Genomic DNA, 18494 nt, shown 5'->3' on the forward strand with positions numbered 1-18494 from the left:
GGCAGGTCCTGGAGGGAGTGCTACGGCCTGACGAGCAGCTGGAACTCGAAGGCGTACCGCGACGCCCGGTAGATGTGCGAGCCGAACTCGACCGCCCGCCCCGTGTCGTCGAACGTCGTCCGCCGCATCGTCAGCAGCGGCGCCCCCCGCTCCTCCCCCAGTTGCCGCGCCTCCTCGGCCCCGGCGGCGCGCGCGCCGACCGACTGGCGGGCGCTGTGCAGGGTGATTCCGGCGGCGCGCATCATCCGGTAGAGGCCGGTCGCCTCCAGGTGCTCGGTGTGGAGGGCGAGCAGCGCGGTGGGCAGGTGGTTGCGCAGGACAGCGACGGGTTCGCCGTGCGCGAGACGCAGCCGCTCCACCAGGTGTACGTCGCTGCCTTCGGCCACCGCGAGCGCCGCCGCGACCTCGGTGCCGGCCGGTTCGACGGTGTTGCGCAGGACCGTGGTCGCGGGCAGCTGGCCGGCGGCTTCGAGGTCGTCGTACAGGCTGCTCAGTTCCAGGGGGCGCTTGACCTGGCTGTGCACGACCTGGGTGCCGACGCCGCGGCGGCGGACCAGCAGGCCCTTGTCGACGAGGGACTGGATGGCCTGGCGGACGGTGGGGCGGGACAGGCCGAGACGTCCGGCCAGTTCGATCTCGTTGCCGAGCAGACTTCCGGGGGCGATTCTGCCTTTCTCGATCGCCGCCTCCAGTTGCTGCGCGAGCTGGAAGTACAGCGGGACCGGGCTGTTGCGGTCCACGCCGAGCTGGAGGGAGATCGTGGGATCAGCGGCGGGTTTCGACACGCCGTTGAGCGTAACCCCAGGTAATGACCTCTGGAAGTCCTGTAGTCCGGTCGTCCGGTTGTCCGGACAAAGCCTTGACAGTGCGGTGGCCCTGGCGCAACTTTGGGGCCATGCGCATCGGACTCATCGGCACGGGACGTATCGGTTCTTTCCACGCCGGCGTACTCAGCCGGCATCGCGAAGTGGGTGCCCTGCTCGTCGCGGACACCGATGCGGCGCGGGCCGTCGCGGTCGCGGACCGGCTCGGTGCGACGGCCGCCCCCTCGGTCGACGAGATCTTCGCCTGGGGCGTGGACGCCGTCGTGATCGCCTCGGCCACCTCGGCGCACGCGGAGCTGATCGGCCGGGCTGCGCGGGCCGGGTTGCCGGTGTTCTGCGAGAAACCGATCGCGCTCGACCTGGCGGGGACGCTGGGAGCGCTGCGCGAGGTCGAAGTGGCGGGCAGTGTCCTCCAGCTCGGCTTCATGCGCCGCTTCGACGCCGGGTACACGACCGCGCGCGAGCTCGTACGGTCGGGAAGCCTCGGCCGGCTGCACACCGTGCGGGCTACGACCTCCGACCCCGCGCCGCCGCCGGCCGCGTATCTGCCGCTGTCCGGCGGGCTCTACCGGGACTGCCTGGTCCACGACTTCGACATGCTGCGCTGGGTCACCGGCCGTGAGGTGGCCGAGGTGTACGCCGTGGGGGCCGACGGGGGGCCCGCGATGTTCCGCGAGGCGGGCGACATCGACACGGCGGCGGCCGTCCTCACCCTCGACGACGGGACGCTGGCCACCGCCACTGCGGCCCGCTGCAACGGCGCCGGCTACGACGTACGGATGGAGCTGGCCGGCGACCTCGACCAGGTGTCGGTCGGTCTCGACGACCGTACGCCGATCACGTCGACCGAGCCGAAGGGGCCGCCCGCCTGCGCGCGGCCGTGGCCGGGGTTCCTGGAGCGGTTCGCGCCGGCGTACGAGGCGGAGCTGGATGCCTTCGTACGGGTCGTCCTCGGCGAGCGGGAGAATCCGTGCGACGGCCGGGAGGCGCTGCACGCGCTGCGGATCGCGGAGGCGTGCGAACGCTCGCGGCGGGAGCGGCGGCCGGTGCGGATGGAGGAGATCCCCTCGTCATGACGCTCGAAACGGACGACGGGGTGCGCCTGTGGGCGCAGCGATCGGGCGACGGCGGCGACCCGGTGGTCCTGTGCCACGGCGGTCCTGGCCTGTGGGACACGCTGGAGGACGTGGCCGCGCTGCTGGCGGACCGCGCCACGGTCTACCGGTGGGACCAGCGCGGCTGCGGCCGCTCCGACCGGGCGGCGCGGGGGCCGTACTCGGTGGCGGGTTCGGTCGCCGACCTCGACGCGGTACGCCGCCACTTCGGGCTGGATACGGTGACGCTGCTGGGTCACTCCTGGGGCGCGCGGCTCGCCCTGCACTACGCGCTGGCGCATCCGGAGCGGGTGACGCGGCTGGTGTACGTGTCCGGCACCGGGATAGGTCCCGACTCCGTCTGGCAGCCTGAGTTCAGGCACAACCGGCAGGCGGCGATAGGTGCCGGACTGGCGCGGTGGCAGGAGCTGAGAGCACTGGGACGGCGTACGGACGCGCAGGAGCGGGAGATGTACGTGCTCCAGTGGTCGGCGGACTTCGCGGGGCCGGACCGCGACCGGGCCCGCATGCTGGCCGAGCGGATGGCGACGCCCTGGCTCGGGGTCAACTCCGAGTGCGGCGAGGCGCTCAACGCCGAGACGCGGTCGATGGGCGAGCATCAGCTCCGGGTGGCGTGCGGGGCGCTGCGGATGCCGGTGGTGATCGTGGACGGGGCGCAGGACATCCGGCCGCGGGCGGCGGTCGACTCCCTGGAGCAGGCCCTGCCGCAGGTGGAGCGGGTGGTTCTCGCGGGGGCGGGCCATGTGCCGTGGGCGGAAGACCCGGCCGCGTTCGTGGCGGCGGTCGCCCCTTCCCGGCGGTGACATGTGCGGCGCCGCCACGTGGGACGCGACCCGGCGTGACATGTGCGGCGGCGCCACGTGGGAGGCGACCCGGACACGGGACACCCTGCGTGTGTCGCCTTTACCCGCCGGGCGGGTCGCAGAGGCGGCTGCTCCGCCGCGTCACCTGCGGGTGCACTCATGAGCACCTGGGGTGCTTAGACATGAGGGACGGCCAGGTTGTGTGGTCGGCCGCCATGGTTTTTTGCGGCTTACGGTTCCTAGTCTCGTGCGAGTCGATGCGACGGCGCACCCGTGTCAGGCGGGTCCGGCGCCCGAGGAGCATCAGAGCGAGGGGCCTTCGGATGAGTGTGGACAAGGTGGTCGCCCGGGCGGCCGACGCGGTCGCGGACATCGCCCAGGGGGCGTCCCTGGCCGTCGGCGGCTTCGGGCTGTGCGGAATCCCCAGTGTGCTGATCGACGCCCTGCTCGTCCGGGGCGTCGGTGACCTGCGGGTGGTGTCCAACAACTGCGGTGTGGACGACTGGGGTCTCGGCCTGCTCCTGCGCGAGGGGCGTATATCCCGGATGACCAGCTCGTACGTGGGCGAGAACAAGGAGTTCGCCCGCCAGTACCTCAGCGGTGAGCTGGAGGTCGAACTGGTCCCGCAGGGCACTCTCGCCGAGCGGCTGCGGGCCGGAGGCTCCGGCATACCGGCCTTCTACACACCCGCCGGTGTCGGCACCCAGGTCGCCGAAGGCGGAATGCCCTGGCGTTACGGCCCGGACGGCGGCGTCGCGGTCGCTTCGCCGCCGAAGGAGACCCGTACCTTCGGGGGGCTCGAGTACCTCCTGGAGGAGGGCATCACCACCGATGTGGCCCTGGTTCGGGCGGCTGTCGGAGACCGGCACGGGAACCTGATGTTCCACTCGTCGGCCCGCAACTTCAACCCGCTCGCCGCGATGGCCGGGCGCGTCACCATCGCCGAGGTGGAGGAGCTCGTCGAGCCGGGCGAACTCGCCCCCGACCACATCCACCTGCCCGGCGTCTTCGTGCAGCGGGTGGTTCGCGTCTCCGCGGACGACCCCGCGGCCGCCAAGCGGATCGAGCGGCGCACCACGCGTCCGCGCCAGGAAGGGAATGTCTGACATGGCTCTGACGCGTGAGCAGATGGCGGCCCGTGCCGCGAGGGAACTGACCGACGGCGCCTATGTGAACCTGGGCATCGGCCTGCCGACCCTGATCCCCAACTACCTGCCCGAGGGCGTCGAGGTGGTGCTCCAGTCGGAGAACGGGATCCTCGGCGTGGGGCCGTACCCCGGCGACGACGAGGTGCACCCCGACCTGATCAACGCGGGCAAGGAGACGGTGACGACGCTCCCCGGGGCGTCGTACTTCGACTCCGCGCTCTCCTTCGCGATGATCCGGGGCGGGCACATCGACGTTGCGGTCCTCGGCGCCATGCAGGTGTCGGCCGCCGGTGACCTGGCGAACTGGGTGGTCCCCGGCAAGATGGTCAAGGGAATGGGCGGGGCCATGGACCTCGTCCACGGGGCCCGGCAGGTGATCGTACTGATGGACCACACGGCCAAGGACGGGTCGCCGAAGCTGGTCGACACCTGCACGCTGCCGCTCACCGGCCGGGGCGTGGTGCACCGGGTGATCACCGACCTGGCGGTGCTCGACATCACCGCCGACGGCCTGCGCTTGAGCGAACTGGCGCCCGGAGTCACGGTGGACCAGGTGCGTGCCGCGACGGGCGCGGACGTGACCGTGGCCAGGGATCTCGTGGCGTCGGCCGCCATCTGACGCAACGGCGGAAGTGCCCGCGATAGCAGCCGCGGACAGTACCCCGCAACAGGTGACAGCCCCTGGCCGAGGCCCGGCTTGTGGGGCGCCTCACCATTTCGAAGCGGACTGACTGGGAGCGTGGCGGCCCGGGACTCGAACGGCGTCGAGGGCGCCAGGTCCGGCCAGATCACCGCCGTCACCACCGGTGCGGCGCCGGCCTGCTGGACGGCGAACAACTATGAGCAGGTACGCGCCGGCCGGGCCACCACCAGCGGCGGCTACGCGTACGCCGAGGGCTCCAACCAGAACATGGGCCTCAACAACACGTTCGTCACCCACACCCTGAAGGAGTCACCGGCGGGCTACTACGTCATCGCCGACGGCAGCTGTCCCTGACCGGTCGGACGGTTGATCAGAACGTGTTGCGGGGGCGGCCGTCCGACGGCCGCCCCCGCGGCATGTCTCCGCCCCCTCGCCGCACGTCTCCGCCCCCTCGCCGCATGGCATGGACCACCACATCCGGGCATCCCACTGTGGTGTCGACGGCTCTGCCGGTGTCCCCGGGGGCGCGGTAGCGTCCGGCCGCCCGGTACGTACGCCCTACGTACGCCTAGGTACGCCTAAGTACGCCTACGACGACGCCTAGGTACACCCGCAACGGAGGTCCAGCCCATGCCACTTGCCCCGCCGCTCGACCCACCCGTCGCACCGCCGCTCCGTCCGCCCAGAGGCCCGGTGCGTGCCCGGTGGATCCGTGGCACGGCCGTCGCCGCCGCCGCGCTGACGACCCTGACCGCGGCACCCGCCGCCGCGGAGCAGCAGGCCGGCGGCCGGCCGAGCCACTGCACCCGGATGGACTCGGTCGTCGTCCCCGGCGCGGCCCATCAACAGGCCGCCTGTCTGAACGAGTTGACGACGGCCGGCACGGTGGCTTCCGGCCACACGGACCCGGCCGACTGGGCGGGCCTGACACCCAAGGGCCTGGCCACGCCGAACGGCGTGCCGGGCATCCAGATCGACGGCTACTTCCCCGACTCGTCCACCACGAACACCAACCACGGCTGGGCCCACGATTCCCAGTTCGTCATCCGGCTGCCCGACCGCTGGAACGGCGGCCTCGTCGTCTCCGGTACGCCGGGCCTGCGCGAGCAGTACGCCAACGACCGGGCCTTCGGCGACTGGGCGCTGTCCCGGGGCTACGCGTTCGCCGCCACCGACAAGGGCAACACCGGCGCCGCCTTCCACCGCGACGGCTCCGCCCCCGGTGAGGCCATCACCGAGTGGAACAAGCGGGTCACCCAACTCACCCGGGCAGCGCGCCTGGTGGTCCTCCAGCGATACCACCGGCCGGCGCGGCGGACCCTCGCCATGGGGATGTCCAACGGCGGCTACCTGGTGCGCTGGCAGCTGGAGAATCACCCGGAGCTGTACGACGGCGGGGTGGACTGGGAAGGCACGCTCTGGCGTACCGAGGGGCCGAACCTCCTCGACTTCCTGCCGCCCGCCCTGCGCGCCTACCCCACTTACGCGGGGGGCGGCGAGGGCGCCGAGGCCGCGCACCGGGAGATGACCGCCGCCGGCTTCCCGGCCGGCTCGGAGTTCCTCTGGCCGTTCCACCACCAGGTCTACTGGGACCTGACCCAGCGCATCTACCGAGAGGAGCTGGATCCGGCGTACGACGGCGCGACCGAAGCCGGCACCCCCTTCTGCTCACCGGGAACGCCCGCCTGCGACGCCGACTACGACTACGCCTCCCGGCCGGACGAGGTCCGCGAGGCCGTGGCGAAGATCGCGCTGACCGGCCGGATCGGCAAGCCCCTGGTCTCCTTCCACGGCACGCTCGACGTGCTGCTGCCGATAGCCAAGAGCTCCGACGTCTACGCGCAGATGGTGCGCCGTGAGGGCCGCGGCTCGCTGCACCGTTACTACCGAGTCGAGGCCGGCACCCACGTCGACCCGCTCTACGACACCTTCCCCGACAAGCTGCGCCCCCTGGTGCCCTGCCACCGCTCCGCGACGATCGCGCTGGAGCGCTGGCTCGACGACGGCAAGCGGCCGCCGTCCAGCCGCACCCTGGCCATGCCCGAGGGGGCGGATCCCGCCACGTTGCTGACCCGGTGCCCGCTGGACTCGTAGCGGTCGCGCACACCAACACCCGCCACCCCGCAGGGCCCTCGAAAGAGGGCCCTGTTTCCATGTGGTGACGACTGACGACCTCTGCGGCCGCCACTCCTGCCTCACCGCCCCCAAAACATCACCCACTGTCACATGGGTGGGGGACTGGGCCACTCATGACGCTCGCACTGTGGTGTTTCGTGACATGGGATGTCCGGCCAGGTGTCTCTAGCGTTCCGGCCATGACGAGCCACATTCACGCAGGCCCCGAAACCTTCACACCGGGTGCCGCAGGCGTGGACCTCAGAGGGCGCAGCGCCCTGGTCACCGGCGGTGGGAGCGGCATCGGACGCGCGTGTGCCGAGGCCCTCGCCGAGGCCGGCGCGCTGGTGCACGTGGTCGACCGTGACGCCGACGCCGCCAAGGCCGTCGCCGCCGCGACCGGCGGCGTCGCCCACGCCGTGGACCTCGCCGACGCCGAGGCGATCAGCACTCTGCCGACCGACGTGGACATCCTGGTCAACAACGCCGGACTCCAGCACGTGGCGCCCATCGAGGACTTCCCGGCGGACCGTTTCGAACTGATCCAGAAGGTGATGCTCACCGCGCCGTTCCTGCTGATGCAGCGCTGCCTGCCGCACATGTACGCGGGCGGCTGGGGCCGTATGGTCAACGTCTCCAGCATGCACGGCCTGCGGGCCAGCGCCTTCAAGTCCGCCTACGTGGCGGCCAAGCACGGCCTTGAGGGGCTCAGCAAGGTCGCCGCCCTCGCAGGATCATCTCCACCGGCAGCTGCATGGTGCGGTACGTACCGGGCCCCGGCGGGACGCTGTACGCGACGAGCAAGGCGGCGCTCACCGGCCTGACGAAGGCCCTCGCCCGCGAGCTGGGCGGCCGGGGCATCACCGCGAACCTCGTCCACCCGGGCCCGATCGACACGGACATGAACCCGGCGGGCGGCCCGTACGCGGGCCCGCAGAGCGAGATGACGGCGTTGGGCCGCTTCGGCGTCCCGGACGAAGTCGCCTCCATGGTCGCCTACTTGGCGAGCGACGACGCGGCGTACGTCACCGGGGCGGAGATCCTGGTCGGCGGCGGCCACGCGGCGTGAGCCGGACGGGCCCCGGCAGGCCCCGGCAGGCCCCGGTAGGGGCGGAGTGCACCGTGGCCGTCGCGTCCCGGCGCACTCCGCGTCTGTGGGCGTGCGGCGGGTCAGCCGCCCAGCTCCTGGTGGCGAGCCGCCAGTGCTGCCGCTCCCGCCCCGGTCAGCGAGCCGAACAGGCGCAGCCGCGATATGCCGCCGTCGGGGAAGATGTCGATACGGACCTGGGTCGCAGCCGGGGCCGCGTCCAGGACGAAGCGGTGATTGGTGTCGGGCTGGAGGCGGGTGCGGGGCAGGACTGTCGTCCACTCACCGCTGTCGCCGTCGCGCAGCGAGAGCGCCGCCCAGCCGGCCGAGTTGCCCTTGAGGTACGCCGTGTCGATCTCGACCGCGCGGATCTCGGCCTGCGCCACCAGGTGGTAGTGGATCCAGTCGTTGCCCTTGTCGCGGCGGCGGCGCGTCTCCCAGCCGTCGTCCATCTTGTGGGAACGACCCGGCTGGATGGTGTTGGTGGCCGGCGAGTAGAAGCGGTCGGAGGCGTCCTCGACCCGGCCGCCGTTCTCCAGGGCGACGACGTCGAACGTGCCGAGCGTGGCGAGCCAGGCCGGGTCGGGCACGACCTCGCCGTACGCCCGCAGGCGCGCGATGCCGCCGTCGGGGTGCTGGTTCACCCGCAGGTGGGTGAAGCGCTGCTCGGCGTCGACGGCGAAGCCGTTGGCCGCGTGGCCGCCGACTGCCGTACGCGGTACGAGAGTTGTCCACTTCACGTCGCCGGACAGCAGGTCCTCGGGTGACGGCGAGCCGGGCACGTTCGCGGCCTCGACGGAGACCGCCTGCGGGTAGTTGCCGCGGAAGTGCGCGGTGTCGACGATGATGCCGCGCACCACGCCGGGTGCTCCGAGGCGTACGAGGGCCCAGTCGTGGTCCTCGTCGGTGGGGTGCGGCTGCTTGGCGCCCGCTCCGCGGCGACGGCGGGTCTCCCAGCCGTCCATGATCTTGCCCTTGTGGCCGAACCGCTCCGGGTCGAACTCCGCCGGGTGCGGCCGCAGCATGTTCTCGCGCTCGGCGAAGAACTCGTCGTTGGCTGCGATCACGCCCGCTCCGAGCCGCCGGTCGGCGAGGTCGGTGAGCTGCGTGAAGGGGAAGTCGGCGGTGCGGTAGTCGGCGTACGGGTCGCCGCCGCCGTAGGGGTGTGCGTCGCCAGTGAAAGTCGTGATGGCCGCCATCAGATGTTCCTTTCGAGCAGCCGGCCGGTGGGCTCGGCGAGGATGCCGCTGTCGGCGATGCGTACGCCGCGCAGCCAGGTCGACTTGACGACGCCGTGCAGGGTCTTGCCCGCGTACGCGGTGACCTGGTTGCGGTGGTGCAGCCGCGCGGGGTCGACGGTGAAGGTCTCGTCGGGGGCGAGGACCGCGAAGTCGGCGTCCCGCCCAACCGCGATGGCGCCCTTCCGGGCGAGCCCCGCCAGCTCGGCCGGCGCGGCGGACATCCAGCGGACGACGTCCTCCAGGGAACGGCCGCGGCGTCGTGCCTCGGTCCAGATCGCCGGGAGGCCGAGCTGGAGCGAGGAGATGCCGCCCCAGGCGGAGGCGAAGTCCGGGGTCTTGAGGTCGGTGGTGCACGGGGAGTGGTCGGAGACGATGCAGTCGATCGTGCCGTCGGCGAGCCCGTCCCACAGCGCGTCCTGGTTGGCGGCCTCGCGGATCGGCGGGCAGCACTTGAACTCCGTTGCCCCGTCGGGTACTTCCTCTGCGGTGAGGGTGAGGAAGTGCGGGCAGGACTCGACCGTGACGCGTACGCCGTCGCGCTTGGCGGCGGCGATCAGGGGCAGCGCGTCGGACGACGAGAGGTGCAGCACGTGCACGCGGGCGCCGAGGCGTGCGGCGTGCGCGATCAGGCCCTCGATCGCGGTGTTCTCGGCGTCGCGCGGCCGGGAGGCGAGGAAGTCGGCGTACGCCGGTCCGCTGCGGTGCGGGGCCGCCTCCAGGTGGTGCGGGTCCTCGGCGTGCACGATCAGTTGCCCGCCGAAACCGGTGATCTCCGCCATGGACCGGGCCAGCTGCTCCTGGTCGAGTTCCGGGAACTCCTCCACGCCCGAGGGAGACAGGAAGCACTTGAAGCCGAAGACCCCGGCGTCGTACAGCGGCCGCAGGCCCTTCACGTTGTCCGGGATCGCGCCGCCCCAGAAGCCGACGTCGACGTGCGCCTTGCTGCGGGCGACCTCCTGCTTGGCGCGCAGGTTCTCGACGGTGGTGGTCGGCGGCAGGGAGTTGAGCGGCATGTCGAGGAGCGTGGTGATGCCGCCGGCCGCCGCGGCGCGGGTGGCGGTCCAAAAGCCCTCCCACGCGGTGCGGCCGGGGTCGTTGACATGGACGTGGGTGTCGACGAGGCCGGGGAGCAGGACGTCGTCCCCGAAGTCCTCCAGCCGGGCCCCGGCCGGCACCTCGGCGTCGTACGGCCGCACAGCCGTGATCGTCCCGCCGGTGACGGCGACCGATGCGGCGCGCGTCCCGTCGGGGGTGATGACGCGCGTCGAGCGCAGTACGAGTTCCTGGTCGGACACCGGCCCCTCACTTCCTTTTCAACGTTTTGTTGAAGGAGTCTTCACTCCTGCGTCCAGTCCGTCAAGATTTTAGAGGTTTCCATGAAGTGGAAGTAGAATTTCGACCAGCAGAAGGTAGCTATCCACAGGGGCGTCGCCACGCATCTGCGGAGGTGACGGCCCACACACGGACAAACACCTTCTGACCGGCGGGTACGGCGCCATGAGGGCCGTGTGCCCCGGAAAGGCGGCGGGTAGGCTGCTGCCTTGCCCATCCGCCTCGAAAGGACCGTTGACGTGCCGTCGTCCAACGCCACCACCAACGCTTCCAAGACTGCCGCGCCCACCGGCGGCGTCCAGTCCCTGGAGCGCGCCTTCGATCTGCTCGAGCGGATGGCCGACGCGGGCGGCGAGGTCGGCCTCAGCGAGCTCTCCGCCAGCAGCGGTCTGCCGCTGCCCACCATTCACCGGCTGATGCGCACCCTGGTCGCCTGCGGATACGTACGCCAGCAGGCGAACCGGCGCTACTCCCTGGGCCCCCGCCTGATCCGCCTCGGCGAGAACGCGTCCCGGCTGCTGGGCAGCTGGGCCCGGCCCTACCTGGCGCGTCTGGTCGAGGAGACCGGCGAGACCGCGAACATGGCGCTGCTCGACGGCGACGAGATCGTGTACGTCGCGCAGGTGCCGTCGAAGCACTCGATGCGGATGTTCACCGAGGTGGGCCGCCGGGTTCTGCCGCACTCCACCGGCGTCGGCAAGGCACTCCTCGCGCACACCCCGCCGGAGGAGGTACGCGCGCTGCTCGCCCGTACCGGCATGCCGGCCGCCACCGAGAAGACGATCACCACCCCCGAGGGCTTCCTGGAGGCGCTGGAGCAGGTGCGCCGCACCGGTTACGCCGTCGACGACAACGAGCAGGAGATCGGCGTCCGCTGCCTCGCGGTTCCCGTCCCCGACTACCCGACCTCCGCGGCCGTCTCCATCTCCGGGCCGGCGGGCCGCGTCACGGAGGCGGCGACCGAGAAGATCGTCCCGATACTCCACGAGGTCGCCCGGGACCTGTCGGTGGCGCTCGCGAGCAACGGCTCCCAGGGCTGACGCGGCCGGCCCGGTCCCGTACGCGATCAGCGGTCCGGGCCGAACAGGTCCACCGCGTTGCGTACCTGCGTCATGGCGCCCGACAGCGCGCTGACCGAGCCGATCGAAGCCGCGACCAGCAGCAGCGAGCGCCGCAGCCGCATGATCTCGGGCGCGCCGCTGCGCGCCATCGCGTGCAGTGCCCTCAGCTCGTCCTCGGCGACCCCCCGGTCCGGCAGCTCGGCCGGGTGCCCGGCCAGCTCGCGGCGCAGCCGCGCGACGGAATCCCGCAGCTCCGCCACTTGCGGGTCCTCGCCCTGGGCGGTCAGGCGCCTGTGTTCCACACTCTTGAACAACGTTCTCCCCCTCGCACACACCGGTGCAGGTCCTGGTCAGTGAAGCGGCCCCGCACGGCGTTGGTCGGACGCCGCGAAAAGGACCGGGAGTCAGTCAACGTCATGTTGCGCCCTGTCCGCCACCTGGCAGCCCCGGTTCGTGACCCCGCTCACCTGCGGACGGACCGGCGGGGCGGGCCCCGATGGGGTAGGCAGGGGGCATGGTACGGACGAGTGAGGACGGGGGCCCGGTGATCGCCGGGCTGCTGCTCGCGGCAGGCGCGGGGCGCCGGCTCGGCGGGCGACCCAAGGCGCTGCTGGAACACCGGGGGCGCCCCCTGGTCGAGCATGCGGTGCGGGTGCTGCGCGAGGGGGGCTGCGGTCCGGTGCACGTGGTGCTGGGCGCGTCGGCCGCGGAGGTACGCGCCCGCGCCGACCTGACCGGATGCGTGCTGGTCGACAACGCCGAGTGGGACGAGGGCATGGGGTCGTCGCTGCGGGCCGGCCTCGCCTCCCTGGCCGGTACGGGAGCCACGGCCGCACTGGTGTCGTTGGTGGACCAGCCGGGGATCGGGGCGGCGGCGGTCGGCCGGGTGACGGCGGCGTACCGCTCGCCGTCGAGCCTGGTGGCGGCGGCGTACGACGGCCGGCGCGGCCACCCGGTGCTGTTCGGCGCCGAGCGGTGGACGGACATCCGGGCGAGTGCCGTCGGCGACCGGGGGGCACGCGCGTACCTGAGGGAGCACGCGGGCGCGACCCTGCTCGTGGAATGCGGCGACGTGGCCGCGGCGTACGACATCGACACCGTCGAGGACCTGATCCACTTGGAGTGATCGGGGTGGCACTCAGCGACAGTTTCTGTCGACTCGGAGAATCTCGATGTCAACAGACCGTTGAAGTTCCACCATGAGGAAACTACTATCCACACGTCAGAAGCGCCCTGAACCACCTGGCGGCGCCCGCGACCGTACCTCGGAGCCATGGCACCCTGTGCCGTTCGCAGGCGACCCGGCGGCCGCCAGGCATCGCCCGCCGAAGGAGTGACAGCTCATGTCCACACCAGCGCCGTCCCCGCTGGCCATCGTCGATGCCGAGCCCCTGCCGAGGCAGGACGAGGTCTTGACCGACGCGGCACTCGCCTTCGTGGCCGAGCTGCACCGGCTGTTCACGCCCCGGCGTGACGAGCTGCTCGCCCAACGCGCCGAGCGCCGCGCCGAGATCGCCCGTACCTCCACGCTGGACTTCCTCCCGGACACCGCACAGGTCCGTGAGGGAGACTGGAAGGTCGCGCCGGCCCCGGCCGCGCTCAACGACCGCCGCGTGGAGATCACCGGTCCGACCGACCGCAAGATGACCATCAACGCCCTTAACTCGGGCGCGAAGGTCTGGCTCGCCGACTTCGAGGACGCGTCCGCTCCCACCTGGGAGAACGTCATCCTCGGCCAGCGCAACCTGATCGACGCCTATGAGCGCCGGATCGACTTCACCGACCCGAAGTCGGGCAAGACGTACGCCCTCAAGCCGGCCGACGAGCTCGCCACCGTCGTGATGCGCCCGCGCGGCTGGCACCTCGACGAGCGCCACCTGATGTCCGGCGGACGCGCGGTGCCGGGGGGCCTCGTGGACTTCGGCCTGTACTTCTTCCACAACGCCAAGCGGCTGATCGAGCTCGGCAAGGGCCCGTACTTCTACCTGCCGAAGACCGAGTCCCACCTGGAAGCCCGCCTGTGGAACGAGATCTTCGTCTTCGCCCAGGACTACGTCGGCATCCCGCAGGGCACCGTCCGCGCGACCGTCCTGATCGAGACCATCACGGCCGCGTACGAGATGGAGGAGATCCTCTACGAGCTGCGCGACCACGCATCGGGGCTGAACGCGGGCCGCTGGGACTACCTCTTCTCGATCGTCAAGAACTTCCGTGACGGCGGCGCCAAGTTCGTCCTGCCGGACCGCAACGCGGTCACCATGACGGCCCCGTTCATGCGGGCGTACACCGAACTGCTGGTGCGCACCTGCCACAAGCGCGGCGCGCACGCGATCGGCGGCATGGCGGCGTTCATCCCGTCCCGCCGCGACGCCGAGGTCAACAAGGTCGCCTTCGAGAAGGTGAAGGCCGACAAGGACCGCGAGGCCGGCGACGGCTTCGACGGCTCGTGGGTCGCGCACCCGGACCTGGTGCCGATCGCGATGGAGTCCTTCGACGCGGTGCTCGGCGACAGGCCGAACCAGAAGGAGCGGCTGCGCGAGGACGTCGCGGTGGCCGCGGGTGACCTGATCGCGATCGACTCCCTGGACGCGGTCCCCACCTATGGGGGCCTGGTCGCGGCGGTGCAGGTCGGCACCCGCTACATCGAGGCGTGGCTGCGCGGCCTCGGCGCCGTCGCGATCTTCAACCTGATGGAGGACGCGGCGACGGCGGAGATCTCGCGCTCGCAGATCTGGCAGTGGATCAACGCCGGTGTCGTCTTCGAGGACGGCCGGAAGGCCACCCCGGAGCTGGCCCGCAAGATCGCCGGGGACGAACTGGCGGCGATCCGCGCGGAGATCGGTGACGAGGCGTTCGCGGCCGGCAAGTGGCAGCAGGCGCACGACCTGCTGCTCACCGTCTCGCTCGACGAGGACTACGCGGACTTCCTGACGCTGCCTGCGTACGAGCAGCTGCGCGGCTGATCCCCCGCGCCTCCTTGCCCTCCGCCCCCTTGCCCTCCGCCCCCGGTACCGCACAGCACCGGGGGCGGAGTCGCGAGGCTCACCGGATCGGCTCGCTCAGTTCGCCGCGCAACCGCTGCGCCCGCAGGACGAGTTCGAGCTCGAAGCGGCGGTCCGGGTCGTCGACCTCGTCGCCCCACAGCTCCCGTATCTGCCGCATCCGGTAGCGCACGGTCTGCGGGTGTACGCCGAGTCTGGCCGCCACCTCCGGCGCCCCGCCGCGCGTCTCCAGCCAGGCCAGCAGCGTCTCGGCGAGCCGCCGCCCCTGGGTGGGGCCGCAGCCCGCGAGCGGCGCCAGGCAGCGGCGGGTCAGGTCGCCGATGAGTTCTTCCGGCGGCAGCAGGACCAGCGCCTCGGTGTACTCCGTGCAGTGCAGCACCCGCCCCGAAGGCAGCAGCCCCCGCTCCACGAGGCGCACGGCGGCCGCCGCCCAGCGCAGCGACTTCGCCGCGTGCGCCAGCGACACGGTCGGCCCGATCGCCCCCGACCAGCCCTTCATCGCCCGGCGCAGCAGCTCGGGCCGTCCGCCGAGCGCCGGGTCCGGCACGACCATCAGCGGCTGTTCGCTCTCCATGTCCAGCAGTACGCCCTGGCCCACGGCCGGCGCCACACACTCGCGGGCAGGCCGCAGCAGCACCCCGACGGCGACCTGCTGCGGCAGCGGCCAGCCGATCCGACCGGCGTGCTCGGCCAGTGAGCGCGCCCGCACCGGGTCCTCGGGTGTGTGCTGCTCGGCGATCAGCTCCTGAGTCAACTTCCTCTGCAGTCGAAGGCGTTCGCCTTCCTGTCGGGCGGCCGCCTCGGCGTAGCCGCGTACCGTCTGGGCCACCAGACCGTCCAGGAAGGAGAACCCGGACTCGGCGAGTTCGTACATCGCGGGCGGCGGGATGTGCACCTGCTGCCCGATCTCGGCGAGGCGCCGCCAGGCGAGGCGGACTCCGAGCCGGTACATCGCCTGGAGCGAGTCGAGCGAGCGGCCGTGCTGTCCCTCGCCGCGCCCGAACTCCTGGAACACCTCCAGGTGCAGGTGCGGGCGGCGGCGGTTCTGCAGGACGAGGTGCTGGACGAAGTCCTCCAGGGCGCGCCGGATGCCGACGAGGGCGATCAGCTCGCCCGACTCGTCGAGGACCAGCGGCAGCCGGGGGTGTTCGCGGCGGATCCCGTCGAGGATCTCCTGGGCGAGTGACGGGAGTTCGCGCATGGCGCGGTCGGTGAACTGGCGCACCTGGAGGCGTGGTACGTCCTCCCATGCCGAGCAGTCGCCCATCCGTAACTCCCCGTCCGCTGCGGTCGCTTCCACTGGGGGCACTCCCCCGGGGGTGGTCACTTCCGGGGCGTCGCCGACTCGTAGCTGATCAGCGGCACATTGGGCTGGTCCGGGGGCGCGGCGAGGAGCGCCACGACGGCGAAGGCGGCGCCCACGGCGAGCGCGGCGGCGACGAGGGTGGTCAACGCTGCTGCAAGGAGTCTGGACATGGTCGGTCGGCCTCTCTGACGCGGTGGCCCCACCGGTGTCCCCGCCGGCCCCGTCCGGCAATGACCCAGTGTTGACAGCTCATTGACATGCCGTCAAGAGGGCGCCTACGGTCCCGGCCCAGACACGCATGTGCACGTATCCGCCGCGCCACCCCCGCCGGCCCTCACTGGAGTTGTCCGTATGCGTCGCACCACTTCCCCTTTGTCGCTGGCCCTGCTGGGCGCCGGCGTGTTCCTCCTCGTCCTCGCCCCGCTGCTGGCCTGGTACGTCGAACCGCGTGCAAAACGCACCCCGGTCGACGTGGACACCACCACGGTCTTCACGGGCACCGGCAGCTACTTCGACACCGGCAAGGTCAAGACCGTCACCGGTGAGAGACTCACCATCACCCGTCAGGTGCGGGGCGATGTGGCCGACAGCGAGCAGAGCGGCCGGGCCGTCTGGGACGTCTCGACCTCGGTCGACACCGGTGCGACCCTCCCCGCTGCCGACACCCACGACTCGCTGCAGTGGACGCTGGAGCGCTGGGTCACCGACCGGCGCACCAATGAGCCCGTGCACTGCTGCCAGGAGAAACCGGTGTTCGACGGGGAGGCGTACCTCAAGTTCCCCTTCGACGTACAGCAGCGCTCCTACCGCTGGTGGGACAACACGCTCGGCTCGACCGTCCGCCTCCGCTTCGAAGGTATGAAGGAGATCCAGGGGTACCAGGGCTACCGCTTCACCGGCCGGGTCGAACCGGTCAAGACTGGCACCAGGCTGGTGCCGGGCCGGCTCGTCGGGCTACCGAAGCGCCCCCAGGTGCTCGCCGAGGAGTGGTACGAGAACCACGGCATCGAGCTGGTCGTCGACCGGCGTACGGGGCGCATCTTCAACGCGGCGATCGGCCCCCGCAAGACGCTGCGCGCACCGGGCGGGAAGCGGGACGAGGTGGTCCTGCTGGACAGCCGCCGCATGGAGTTCACGGCGGCGACCCAGCGGGCGCAGGTGGAGCTGGCCTCGTCCGACAGCGACCGGCTGAAGCTGCTGGGCGAGACGCTGCCGATGGGCGGCGGCGGGGCGGGAGCGCTGCTCGCGGCGGGCGGGGCGGTGTGGGTCGCCCGCGGCAGGGAACCGCGCACCACCGCCGCGCACGCAGTCACGAAGTGATGACACATCAGACCATCCGGCAATTGGGGGGGGTGGGTGAAGGAGGGGTGTTGGGGTGTGTGCATCGCAAGGCGGAGGATTGAGGCATGGCGGAGCCAATGGGGTCTCCCCTGCTCGAGCGAAGCCGAGAGCTTGGGGAAGATTGACGACAACGCGGCGAGGTGCGTGCCCCAACACCGCGACGCCGCCCCCCGATTGCCGGCCGGTCTGAGCCACAGGGGGGCCAGAAATTGTCACCGAAGTGAGTAGCCGCATCGAACGGCGTGGCGAAAACTGACGTCCCACCCCGAGCACGGCCCCACCGGTTACGCACCCTCAAACGAGTTGGAGCTCGCATGCCCCAGCACGTACCCCCCATGCTGCACGAACCCGAGCCGCAGGTAATCCAGCAGCCCCACACCCCCCAGGAACGAGCCGCCCGCCACCCCCGCCGCATCGTCTTCCTCTCCCGCCGCGACCTCGGCAACCCGGCGGCGGGCGGCTCCGAACTCCTTGTCGACCGCCTCGCGGACGGCCTCACCGCCCTCGGCCATCAGGTGACGCTGCTGTGCGGCGGCCCGGCGGCGTACCGCGCCTACCGGGTCGTCTCCGCCGGCGGCGACCTCGGCCACTTCGTCCGGGCGCGCCGTGCGTTCGCCCGGCAGGTCGGGGACTGCGATCTGCTGGTCGAGGTGTGCAACGGGCTGCCGTATCTCACCCCGCTGTGGCACCGCGGTCCGACCCTGTGCCTGGTCAACCACGTCCACACCGAGCTGTGGGGCATGCGTTATCCGGGCCCGGCCGCCGGTATCGGGCGGCGCCTGGAGCACTGGGCGCTGTCCGCTGCGCAGCGCGAGAATCTGCTGGTCGCCGTGTCCACCTCCACGGCGGGGGCGCTGGGCGCCCTCGGCGTCGACCACAGCCGCATCAGGGTCGTGCACAACGGGGTCGAACAGCCGGGCCCGCGCACTGCCCGCTCCGAGGAGCCGTTGTTCCTCGCGATGGGCCGGCTGGTCGAGTACAAGCGCATCGATCTGCTGCTCCGCCTGTGGGAGCGGGTGAGACCGGTGACCGGCGGCAAGCTCCTGATCATCGGCGACGGCCCGGAACGCAGACGGCTGGAAGCCCTGGCCGGTCCCGGCGTCGTTTTCAAGGGTTACGTGTCCGAGGCCGAGAAGCATCAGCTTCTCTGCGCGTCCTGGCTGCTGCTCCACCCCTCGGCGGTCGAGGGATGGGGCCTGGTGGTCACCGAGGCGGCGGCCCGTGGCACCCCCGCGATCGGTTTCGACGTACCGGGCCTGCGGGATTCCGTCGCCGACGGTGTCACCGGTGTGCTGGCGCGCGGCGAGAGCTCGTTCGCGGCCGCCTGGTGTGCGCTCGCGCTGAGCCGCGAGCGCCGTGAGGCGATGGGCCGGGCGGCCGAGACGCGGGCCGAGCGCTACCGGTGGAGCAGCACGGTGCGCCAGTTCCGGGCCGTGGCCACGGAGGCCGCGACCGCTCCCCGGCGGAGGTGACGGC

Annotated in this window: 16 protein-coding genes and 3 pseudogenes; 13 read left to right on the forward strand and 6 right to left on the reverse strand. The window is 71.7% G+C overall.

Annotated elements, in window-relative coordinates:
* Nucleotides 1-20 precede the first annotated feature (20 nt).
* The gene (locus ACU6WZ_RS02280) at nt 21-785 is read right to left on the reverse strand and encodes a GntR family transcriptional regulator (protein WP_447031436.1); all 765 of its coding nucleotides are present in this window, start codon (nt 783-785) and stop codon (nt 21-23) included.
* A gap of 110 nt (nt 786-895) precedes the next feature.
* On the opposite strand from ACU6WZ_RS02280, the gene ACU6WZ_RS02285 reads away from it, so the two are divergent.
* The 8 genes and pseudogenes from ACU6WZ_RS02285 to ACU6WZ_RS02320 form a co-directional block, all read left to right on the forward strand.
* Nucleotides 896-1900 carry a Gfo/Idh/MocA family protein gene (locus ACU6WZ_RS02285; protein WP_447031437.1) on the forward strand — a complete coding sequence of 335 codons (1005 nt, stop codon included), beginning with the start codon at nt 896-898 and terminating at the stop codon, nt 1898-1900.
* A complete protein-coding gene (locus ACU6WZ_RS02290) occupies nt 1897-2742 on the forward strand; it encodes an alpha/beta fold hydrolase (protein ID WP_447031438.1) in 846 nt (281 codons plus the stop codon). The genes ACU6WZ_RS02285 and ACU6WZ_RS02290 overlap by 4 nt, the downstream gene beginning before the upstream one ends.
* Nucleotides 2743-3065: 323 nt before the next feature.
* Nucleotides 3066-3848, forward strand: a complete 783-nt coding sequence (locus ACU6WZ_RS02295) for a CoA transferase subunit A (RefSeq protein ID WP_447031439.1) — start codon at nt 3066-3068, stop codon at nt 3846-3848.
* 1 nt (nt 3849) lies between these two features.
* On the forward strand, nt 3850-4509 hold the full coding sequence (locus tag ACU6WZ_RS02300; RefSeq protein WP_447031440.1) for a CoA transferase subunit B: 660 nt from the start codon (nt 3850-3852) through the stop codon (nt 4507-4509).
* Between the two features lie 117 nt (nt 4510-4626).
* Nucleotides 4627-4887, forward strand: a pseudogene (locus tag ACU6WZ_RS02305) (extracellular catalytic domain type 1 short-chain-length polyhydroxyalkanoate depolymerase); the annotation flags it as partial.
* Between the two features lie 276 nt (nt 4888-5163).
* Nucleotides 5164-6627, forward strand: a complete 1464-nt coding sequence (locus ACU6WZ_RS02310) for a 3-hydroxybutyrate oligomer hydrolase family protein (protein ID WP_447031441.1) — start codon at nt 5164-5166, stop codon at nt 6625-6627.
* A 275-nt stretch (nt 6628-6902) separates the two neighbouring features.
* A pseudogene (locus ACU6WZ_RS02315) lies at nt 6903-7427 on the forward strand (SDR family NAD(P)-dependent oxidoreductase); the annotation flags it as partial.
* A pseudogene (locus ACU6WZ_RS02320) lies at nt 7379-7717 on the forward strand (SDR family NAD(P)-dependent oxidoreductase); the annotation flags it as partial. The pseudogenes ACU6WZ_RS02315 and ACU6WZ_RS02320, both read left to right, overlap by 49 nt.
* Nucleotides 7718-7818: 101 nt before the next feature.
* Here the strand turns inward: ACU6WZ_RS02320 and alc are convergent.
* Both alc and allB read right to left on the reverse strand, forming a co-directional pair.
* Complete coding sequence (gene alc, locus ACU6WZ_RS02325; protein WP_447031442.1) at nt 7819-8934, reverse strand: allantoicase; 1116 nt, start codon at nt 8932-8934, stop codon at nt 7819-7821.
* Nucleotides 8934-10271, reverse strand: coding sequence for an allantoinase AllB (gene allB, locus ACU6WZ_RS02330; RefSeq protein ID WP_447031443.1), 1338 nt, complete (start codon nt 10269-10271; stop codon nt 8934-8936). Before allB ends, alc begins: the two co-directional genes overlap by 1 nt.
* A gap of 276 nt (nt 10272-10547) precedes the next feature.
* Here allB and ACU6WZ_RS02335 point away from each other — a divergent pair, with 276 nt between their 5' ends.
* Complete coding sequence (locus tag ACU6WZ_RS02335; protein ID WP_447031444.1) at nt 10548-11348, forward strand: IclR family transcriptional regulator; 801 nt, start codon at nt 10548-10550, stop codon at nt 11346-11348.
* A 26-nt stretch (nt 11349-11374) separates the two neighbouring features.
* Here ACU6WZ_RS02335 and ACU6WZ_RS02340 read toward each other — a convergent pair whose 3' ends face one another.
* Nucleotides 11375-11683, reverse strand: a complete 309-nt coding sequence (locus ACU6WZ_RS02340; RefSeq protein ID WP_447031445.1) for a DUF5955 family protein — start codon at nt 11681-11683, stop codon at nt 11375-11377.
* A 200-nt stretch (nt 11684-11883) separates the two neighbouring features.
* Between ACU6WZ_RS02340 and ACU6WZ_RS02345 the strand changes: the two genes are divergently transcribed.
* Nucleotides 11884-12495 (forward strand): nucleotidyltransferase family protein, encoded by a 612-nt coding sequence (locus ACU6WZ_RS02345; RefSeq protein WP_447031446.1) that lies wholly within the window; start codon nt 11884-11886, stop codon nt 12493-12495.
* A gap of 217 nt (nt 12496-12712) precedes the next feature.
* On the forward strand, nt 12713-14332 hold the full coding sequence (aceB, locus tag ACU6WZ_RS02350; protein WP_447031447.1) for a malate synthase A: 1620 nt from the start codon (nt 12713-12715) through the stop codon (nt 14330-14332).
* 79 nt (nt 14333-14411) lie between these two features.
* Here aceB and ACU6WZ_RS02355 read toward each other — a convergent pair whose 3' ends face one another.
* Both ACU6WZ_RS02355 and ACU6WZ_RS02360 read right to left on the reverse strand, forming a co-directional pair.
* Nucleotides 14412-15638 carry a PucR family transcriptional regulator gene (locus tag ACU6WZ_RS02355; protein WP_447033811.1) on the reverse strand — a complete coding sequence of 409 codons (1227 nt, stop codon included), beginning with the start codon at nt 15636-15638 and terminating at the stop codon, nt 14412-14414.
* A 56-nt stretch (nt 15639-15694) separates the two neighbouring features.
* Nucleotides 15695-15847, reverse strand: coding sequence for a hypothetical protein (locus ACU6WZ_RS02360; protein ID WP_447031449.1), 153 nt, complete (start codon nt 15845-15847; stop codon nt 15695-15697).
* 181 nt (nt 15848-16028) lie between these two features.
* On the opposite strand from ACU6WZ_RS02360, the gene pgfA reads away from it, so the two are divergent.
* Nucleotides 16029-16997, forward strand: a complete 969-nt coding sequence (gene pgfA / locus ACU6WZ_RS02365) for a cell envelope lipid trafficking protein PgfA (protein ID WP_447031450.1) — start codon at nt 16029-16031, stop codon at nt 16995-16997.
* Between the two features lie 335 nt (nt 16998-17332).
* Nucleotides 17333-18490, forward strand: coding sequence for a glycosyltransferase family 4 protein (locus ACU6WZ_RS02370; protein ID WP_447031452.1), 1158 nt, complete (start codon nt 17333-17335; stop codon nt 18488-18490).
* Nucleotides 18491-18494 lie beyond the last annotated feature (4 nt).

It is taken from the genome of Streptomyces hypolithicus (genome assembly GCF_052934925.1).